Origin of the sequence: uncultured Flavonifractor sp. (assembly GCF_944383115.1) — a bacterium.
In the GTDB taxonomy this organism is placed as follows: Bacteria; Bacillota; Clostridia; order Oscillospirales; family Oscillospiraceae; genus Flavonifractor.
In genome coordinates, this window is sequence record NZ_CALWOJ010000093.1 from 1 (window position 1) to 7,353 (window position 7,353).

Genomic DNA, 7,353 nt, shown 5'->3' on the forward strand with positions numbered 1-7,353 from the left:
GGCGCCGGTGGCCAGAGCCAGCAGCTGGTGGCCCAGGCAGACGGCAAAGAGGGGCAGGCTGGAGTCGTAGAGTTTGCGTACCTCTTTAATAATGTCCACATTGTCCGCCGGGTCGCCGGGGCCGTTGGACAGCATAACGCCGTCATAGCCGCCGGTGAGGATGGTCTCCGCCGGGGTGTGGGCGGGATAGACGGTGACCTGGCAGCCCCGCTTCTGGAGGCAGCGGATCATGTTCTCCTTCACGCCGTAGTCCATGAGAGCCACCCGCAGCTTCTGCTCCCCCAGGGCGGGATAGAGCTGGGGGGCCTTCCGGGTCACCTTCTCCACGGTGCCTTCCACCCGGTAGGCGCGGATCTTCTCCAGGCACTCCTCTATATGAAAATGCTCCGCACAGGTGATCATGCCGTTCATGGTCCCCTGACTGCGGAGTATTCTGGTCAATGCCCGGGTATCCACGCCTTCGATCCCGGTAATATCATATTGTTTCAGATAGGCGTCCAGCTCACCCTCGCAGCGGAAATTGCTCCCCCGCCGGGCCAGGTGCCGCACAATAAATGCCTCAGCCCAGGGCCGGGAGGACTCGTTGTCCTCATTGTTCACGCCGTAATTGCCAATGAGGGGATAGCTCATTACGATGCCCTGGCCCGCATAGGAGGGGTCGGTCAAAATCTCCTGATAGCCGGTCATGGAGGTGTTGAACACCATCTCGCACACCCGGTCCGCGGGCGAGCCCATGCTGACACCCTGGAACGTGGCGCCGTTCTCCAGAATCAAGGTCGCCTTCATCTCCCGTATCACGCCTTTCTTTCCATGGTATTTGTTCGATTGTACTCTAAATATCCGCCCCCGGCAACTCCCTTTTCCTCCGCTTTTTCAAAATTGTGGTTTTGGACAAAAAAGCGGGGCGCATCTCCCGTTTTTCACGGTCAATGCGCCCCGAATGTCTCAAAAAACTGTAGTTGTCCTCATAATTATTTTGATGGTCTTACATCCACCACCACCAGCTCCGGCCGGTTGAACAACCGGGGGATACGGGTACTCTCCCGGGCCAGGCCCCGGCTGACGATGAGGGTGGCGTTTCCCAGTTCATATCGCCCGCCGGCGTAGACGGGGAACAGCCCCTGATTGGGGGCCAGCACTCCGTTGATGAGGCCGGGCAGCCGCCACTGGCCCCCGTGGGCATGGCCCGCCAGCACCAGGTCGAACCCGCTGCCTGCGTAATCCGCCACCCGCTCAGGCCGGTGGGTGAGCAGAATGGAGAAGTGACTGCCGTCCAGGCCGCCGCTGGCGGCGGACAGCTGGGTCTGCCAGTTCTCCTCCCCTGTCTCCGGGTCGTCGATGCCGCTGATCTGCACCATCTGCCCCCCGGCGGCCACCCGGACGCACCTGCCGTCCAGCACCACCGCGCCGCAGGCCGTCAGCAGCTTTTTGACCTCCGCCAGCCGGCCGGTGCGGTACTCATGGTTGCCTGAGGCGTAATACACCGGCCAGCGGTCGGCCAGCCTTTTTACCGTGAGCAGGGCGCGCCACTCCTCCATCCGGGGCTCATCATCCACGATATCGCCGCACATCAGCACCAGATCCGGGTTCTGGGCGGCCACCGCCGCCACCAGCCGCTCCTGGTTTTTCCCGTACCGGCAGGCATGCAGGTCGGTCAGTACCGCCAGGCGGATTGGCCCGTCCACCTGACCACTCCCAACAGTGTAGTATCGCACCGCAAGGCGCACATCCAGGGCCGCCGCCAGCAATCCGCCTGCCGCCGCACCTCCGGCAGCCAGCAGAGCCGCTGTCCTTTTTTTCATTTGGTTCCTCCTTTTGTATATCTTCCCACCTTCGGGTCATACTGAAAGCAGTGTCATCCCGGGAGGTCTTTTCATGGTCATTGCATTTCTCCGCACCATTATTCTATATGCTTTCATCATCATTGGTATCCGGCTGATGGGCAAACGGCAGGTGGGTGAGTTGGAGCCCTCCGAGCTGGTGTTGGCCCTGCTCATCGCCGATCTGGCTGCCGTCCCCATGCAGGACTTTGGCATTCCCCTGCTCACCGGCCTGATCCCCATTCTCACCCTGCTGTGCCTTACCATGGCCCTGTCGGTACTCACCATGAAGAGCGTAAAATTCCGGGCCCTCCTCTGCGGACGGCCCAGCATTATTGTGGAGAACGGGAAACTGCGGCAGGGTGAAATGAAGCGCAACCGTTTTACTTTGGATGAGCTGATGGAGGAACTGCGGATGAACGGGGTCACCGATCTGTCCACCGTCAAATACGCCATTCTGGAGACCAACGGCCAGTTGTCCGTCCTCCCCTTCGCCGCTCAGAAACCGCCCACCGCTCAGGACCTGGATCTGCACCTGCCGGAACCGGGGCTGCCGGTGGTCATGATCAACGACGGACGGGTCATCACCCGCAATCTCCATAGCCGGGGCCTGGACGAGGTGTGGCTGGACAAGCAGCTTCAGCAGCACCATGTGAAACGGACCCAGGACGTGTTTCTGCTGACGGTGGATGAGACCAACCAGGTCTGCATCATTAAAAAGGAGGCCCTCCGGTGAAACGTCTGTGGATTGCCCTGGCGCTGCTGGCCACCCTTCTGTGCGGCACCCTGCTTCACACCTGGTCTCTGGAGGGGTTTACGGAGGAACTGACCGCCTCCCTGGAACAGGCCCAAAGGCTGGTGACCGCCGATCGCTGGGAGGAAGCCCGGTCAGTGACTCAAAAGGCCCTTGAGACCTGGAGCGGCCGGGATGTATACCTCCACGTCCTGCTCCGCCACGCCGACACCGACCAGATCTACGCCGGCTTTCAGGAGGTGCTGGCCCTGCTCACCAGCGGCGAATACGGGGAATACGCCGCCGCCAACGCCCGGCTGCTCACCCAGATCAAACTGCTCAGCGAGGCCGAACAGCTGACCCTGAAAAATGTGTTTTAAATAACAAAGGGGGACGCAAATCCTGCGTCCCCCGCTTCTTACCTCATTTTTCCGCCAGAAGTTTGTTCAGCTCCTCCATAAAGGTGCTGATGTCCTTAAACTGCCGGTAGACGGAAGCGAAACGGACATAGGCCACTTCGTCCACCTTTTTCAGCCGCTCCATCACCAGCTCGCCGATGCGGGCGGAGGGAATCTCCCGATCCATCTCGTTCTGGAGGACCTGCTCAATCTCGTTGGCCATCTCCTCCAGGGTACCAAAAGATACCGGCCGCTTTTCGCAGGCCCGGATCATACCGTTGAGCAGCTTGGTCTTGTCAAAGGTCTGACGGCTTCCATCCTTCTTGACCACCATCAAGGGCAGGCTCTCCATGGTCTCATAAGTGGTAAAGCGTTTGTGACAGGCAAGACACTCCCGGCGGCGACGGATGCTGGACCCCTCGTCGGACGGGCGGGAGTCCACAACCTTGCTCTCCGGGTGAGAACAAAACGGACATCTCACTGCGGCAGACCTCCTTTATCTTTCTGTTCCTGGCCCCAGGCCTGGGCAAGATATAGTACCTATACATTTTTATTATACCATAAAACGGCTGTAGATGGTATCCCCGAATGGAAAAAGTTTTTGTATATGCCAGAAAAAAATGGGCATACTAAGAGCGGTGAAAGCGAGGTGAGCTTTATGCAGAACCAGTACAATGACCAGAAGAAGTCCAGAAACCAGAATCCCGCTCCCCAGGACTGCAAGCATCCTCAGAGCAAAAAGCAGGAGCAGCCCCAGGATAAGACCGGTACTCCCAACCGCCATTGACCCTTTCCCTGTGGGCCGGGCCCTGCCCGGCCCACAATTTTTTACTTTTTTTCATTTTCCCCCTTGACATTTTCCATCGTTTTGCTATAATAACACCTGCGCTTATGAGCGTAGGCCTGGTATAGCGGGATTGTGTAAGGGTAGCACAGCAGACTCTGACTCTGTATGTGAGGGTTCGAATCCTTCTCCCGCTGCCAAAAGCGAGACAACTGCGGTTGTCTCGCTTTTTCTTTTTCTCGCACCCGCCGCCCCGCCCCCGCGTATATTGGGACTGTGGGGGGCAGCAGTCCCCCACGAATCTGATTGGGGGTACTTTTATCATGTGTTGTTGTAACAACTGGAATCGCTGCTGCCGCTGCGGATGCTGGGGCTGCGCCTCCGGAAACAGCGAGACCTCTTCCGTCTCCGCGCTCTCCGGCCTTTCCATCTCCAACCTGTCCGGCACTGCCACCGACGCCCGCCAGGTGTATCTCACCATCCCGGCCTTCCTCTGGACCGCCGACCAGGATGACGACGACACCTCTTGCGGTTGCGGCTGCGGCTGATCCATGCCGCCCCATTCGGGGCGGCTACTTACCCCCCAGATTGTGCCCTGCGATCAAATCGCAGGGCGTTTTTTTGCCCTCTTTTGTAAATTTCCACAGTTCTGAAAACTGCCCCCTACAGTTTCCAAAAAAAGTCTTGACAAATGGCTTCCGCCTGCTAAAATATGCTTAAATTATTTTATTTAAAAATTTTTAAGTAAAATGATTTAACTAAAATTTTTGAATTGTTTTGTGAGGAGCATCATTATGGATTTCGAGAAGATTAAGGATATCATTGTGGAGACTCTGAGCTGCGACGCCGACAAGGTCACCCCCGAGGCCCGGCTGGCCGAGGATCTGGAGGCCGATTCCCTGGCTGCCGTGGAGCTGTCCATGGCTCTGGAGGAGGCCTTCGGCGTGACCATCGCCGACGAGGACCTGCCCAACATGAAGACCGTGGGCGACCTGATGAAGTACATCGAGGATCACGCTGAGTAAGAGGAGAAAAACGGGCATCGGTGCAAACCGGTGCCTTTTTTCCGAAAGGAGCAGCCATGACCAACCAAGAGATTTTTGAGCTGATGGCCCGCTTTGACCAGAGCGGCATCACTACCTTCAAGCTGAATACCAAGGACTTCACCCTGGAGCTGGGCAAGGGCGGCGGCGCTGCCGTTGCCGCCGCGCCGGCGGCCGCGCCCGCCCCTGCCGCCGCCGCACCCGCTCCGGCGGCCCAGCCCGAGGGTCCCTGCATCACCGCTCCCCTGGTGGGCACCTTCTACGCCGCTTCCGCTCCCGACGCCGAGCCCTTCGTCAAGGTGGGCGGCAAGGTGAAGAAGGGCCAGACTGTCTGCCTTATGGAGGCCATGAAGATGATGAACGAGGTCCACGCCCCCTGTGACTGCACCATCGAGGCCATTCTTCAGGAGGACGGGGCCCTGGTGTCCTTTGGGGACCCCCTCATTCGTTACCGGGAAGGGTGATTCCATGTTCAAGCGTATTTTGATCGCCAACCGGGGGGAGATCGCCGTCCGGGTGTTCCGGGCCTGCCGGGAGCTGGACATCGAGCCTGTGGTGGTCTACTCCCAGGCCGATTTGGAGGCCCTTCACGTCCAGCTGGCGGAGCAGGCCTGGTGCATCGGCCCCGCCCGCTCGGCGGACAGCTACTTAAATGTGGACGCCATCCTTACCGTGGCCCAGGCCACCGGGTGCGACGCCATCCATCCCGGCTACGGCTTTTTGTCGGAAAACGCCGACTTTGCCGACGCCTGCACCCAGGCGGGCATTGCCTTCATCGGCCCCTCCGGCGACGTGATCCGGGCCATGGGCAACAAGGCCGCCGCCCGCAAACTGATGGTGGAGGCCGGTGTGCCGGTGGTCCCCGGCTCCGACGGGGCGGTGGACACCGCTCAGGAGGCCAAAGCCCTGGCCGATGCCATCGGCTACCCCGTTCTCATCAAGGCCGCCGCCGGCGGCGGCGGCCGTGGTATGCGCCGGGTGTTTGAACCCGAGCAGCTCATTCCCCTCTTTGAGGAGGCCCGCAGCGAGTCGGTGGCCTGCTTCGGCAGCGGGGAGATGTATCTGGAAAAACTGATCCTCAACCCCCGGCACATCGAGTTCCAGATCCTGGCCGACAAGGAAGGTCATGTGATCCAGCTGGGGGACCGGGACTGCTCCATCCAGCGGCGCAACCAGAAGCTGCTGGAGGAGTCTCCCTCCAAGGCCCTCACCCCCGAGCTGCGGGAGAAGATGGGCGCCGCCGCCGTGGCCGCCGCCAAGGCCGCCCACTATGAAAACGCCGGCACCATCGAGTTCGTGCTGGACCAGGAGGGCAACTTCTACTTCATCGAGATGAACACCCGCATCCAGGTGGAACACCCGGTCACCGAGCTGGTCACCGGCATGGACCTGGTGCGGGAGCAGATCCGCATTGCCGCCGGCCTGTCCCTGTCCCGCACCCAGGAGGAGGTCACACTCAACGGCCACGCCATCGAGTGCCGCATCAACGCCGAGGATCCGGCCAACGACTTCCGCCCCTGCCCCGGCAAGATCGACTTCGTACACCTGCCCGGCGGCTTCGGCGTGCGTGTGGACACCGGCCTGTACACCGGCTACACCCTGCCCCCCTACTACGACTCCCTGATGGCCAAGCTCATCGTCCATGCCCCCACCCGGCTGGAGGCCATCCGCCGGATGCGCCGTGCCTTGGAGGAACTGATCATCGAGGGGACCGCCAACAACACCGATCTGCTCCATCAGATCATGCACCACCCCGACTTCATCCGGGGCAACTACAATACCGGCTATCTGGAGGCCAACATGGACACCCTGCTGGCCTGGAGCCGCAGCGGAGAGGAGGACAATAAGGCATGAGTTCCGTCTTTGCCCAGCGGCGGCAGAAACTGCTCTCCCTGAAAGCCCTCCGGGGTTCCTCTCCCGCCCCCGCCCACACCGAGGAGACCTGTCCCGCCTGCGGCGGCGCCTTCCGCCGCCGGGATCTGGTCATGAACCGGTACGTCTGCCCCCTGTGCGGTCACCACTACCCCATCGGGGCCTACTACCGGCTGAGCCTGGTGCTGGATAAGGGCACCTTCCGGGAACTGGACACCGCCCTGTCTTCCAACGATCCTCTGTCCTTCCCCGGCTATTCTGCCAAGCTGGAGGGAGCCCGCCGCCGCACCGGTATGAGCGAGGGCGTAGTCACCGCCACCGGCCGTATTCACGGCCAGAAAGTGGCCATCGGCGCTCTGGACAGCCGGTTCTTTATGGGCAGCATGAGCGCCGCCCTGGGGGAAAAGGTTACCCGACTGGTGGAGTACGCCGAAAAATATAAGCTCCCCCTCATCCTCTTCTCCGCCAGCGGCGGCGCCCGGATGCAGGAGGGCATTCTGTCCCTGATGCAGATGGCCAAGACCTCCGCCGCTCTGGAGCGGTTCTCCCGGAAAGGCGGGCTGTACATCTCGGTACTCACCCACCCCACCACCGGCGGGGTCACCGCCAGTTTTGCCAGCCTGGGGGACATCATGCTGGCCGAGCCCGGCGCCCTCATCGGCTTTGCCGGCCCCCGGGTCATTGAGCAGACCATCGGCGAGAA

11 protein-coding genes and 1 tRNA gene are annotated in these 7,353 nt (G+C 60.8%); 9 read left to right on the top strand and 3 right to left on the bottom strand.

Annotation, left to right across the window (positions count from 1 at the left end):
* Both Q0K43_RS09200 and Q0K43_RS09205 read right to left on the bottom strand, forming a co-directional pair.
* Window positions 1-786: carbamoyl phosphate synthase small subunit (locus Q0K43_RS09200; protein WP_297290251.1), on the bottom strand; the 786-nt coding region annotated here is incomplete at its 3' end.
* A gap of 185 nt (window positions 787-971) precedes the next feature.
* Window positions 972-1,802, bottom strand: coding sequence for a metallophosphoesterase (locus Q0K43_RS09205; protein WP_297290252.1), 831 nt, complete (start codon window positions 1,800-1,802; stop codon window positions 972-974).
* 73 nt (window positions 1,803-1,875) lie between these two features.
* On the opposite strand from Q0K43_RS09205, the gene Q0K43_RS09210 reads away from it, so the two are divergent.
* Window positions 1,876-2,556 carry a DUF421 domain-containing protein gene (locus tag Q0K43_RS09210; protein ID WP_297290253.1) on the top strand — a complete coding sequence of 227 codons (681 nt, stop codon included), beginning with the start codon at window positions 1,876-1,878 and terminating at the stop codon, window positions 2,554-2,556.
* Window positions 2,553-2,933 (top strand): DUF4363 family protein, encoded by a 381-nt coding sequence (locus Q0K43_RS09215; RefSeq protein ID WP_297290254.1) that lies wholly within the window; start codon window positions 2,553-2,555, stop codon window positions 2,931-2,933. The genes Q0K43_RS09210 and Q0K43_RS09215 overlap by 4 nt, the downstream gene beginning before the upstream one ends.
* A 43-nt stretch (window positions 2,934-2,976) precedes the next feature.
* Here the strand turns inward: Q0K43_RS09215 and nrdR are convergent, their stop codons facing one another.
* On the bottom strand, window positions 2,977-3,432 hold the full coding sequence (gene nrdR / locus Q0K43_RS09220) for a transcriptional regulator NrdR (protein WP_297290255.1): 456 nt from the start codon (window positions 3,430-3,432) through the stop codon (window positions 2,977-2,979).
* A gap of 177 nt (window positions 3,433-3,609) precedes the next feature.
* Between nrdR and Q0K43_RS09225 the strand changes: the two genes are divergently transcribed.
* From Q0K43_RS09225 to Q0K43_RS09255, 7 genes are all read left to right on the top strand, one after another.
* Window positions 3,610-3,738 carry a hypothetical protein gene (locus Q0K43_RS09225; RefSeq protein WP_297290256.1) on the top strand — a complete coding sequence of 43 codons (129 nt, stop codon included), beginning with the start codon at window positions 3,610-3,612 and terminating at the stop codon, window positions 3,736-3,738.
* A gap of 123 nt (window positions 3,739-3,861) precedes the next feature.
* Window positions 3,862-3,935, top strand: a tRNA-Gln gene (locus Q0K43_RS09230).
* Between the two features lie 123 nt (window positions 3,936-4,058).
* On the top strand, window positions 4,059-4,283 hold the full coding sequence (locus Q0K43_RS09235) for a hypothetical protein (RefSeq protein WP_297290257.1): 225 nt from the start codon (window positions 4,059-4,061) through the stop codon (window positions 4,281-4,283).
* Between the two features lie 246 nt (window positions 4,284-4,529).
* Complete coding sequence (gene acpP, locus Q0K43_RS09240; protein WP_087339930.1) at window positions 4,530-4,760, top strand: acyl carrier protein; 231 nt, start codon at window positions 4,530-4,532, stop codon at window positions 4,758-4,760.
* 56 nt (window positions 4,761-4,816) lie between these two features.
* Window positions 4,817-5,242 (top strand): acetyl-CoA carboxylase biotin carboxyl carrier protein, encoded by a 426-nt coding sequence (accB, locus tag Q0K43_RS09245; protein WP_297290258.1) that lies wholly within the window; start codon window positions 4,817-4,819, stop codon window positions 5,240-5,242.
* A 4-nt stretch (window positions 5,243-5,246) separates the two neighbouring features.
* Window positions 5,247-6,632 (top strand): acetyl-CoA carboxylase biotin carboxylase subunit, encoded by a 1,386-nt coding sequence (accC, locus tag Q0K43_RS09250; RefSeq protein ID WP_297290259.1) that lies wholly within the window; start codon window positions 5,247-5,249, stop codon window positions 6,630-6,632.
* Window positions 6,629-7,353: acetyl-CoA carboxylase carboxyltransferase subunit beta (locus tag Q0K43_RS09255; RefSeq protein WP_297290260.1), on the top strand; the 725-nt coding region annotated here is incomplete at its 3' end. The genes accC and Q0K43_RS09255, both read left to right, overlap by 4 nt.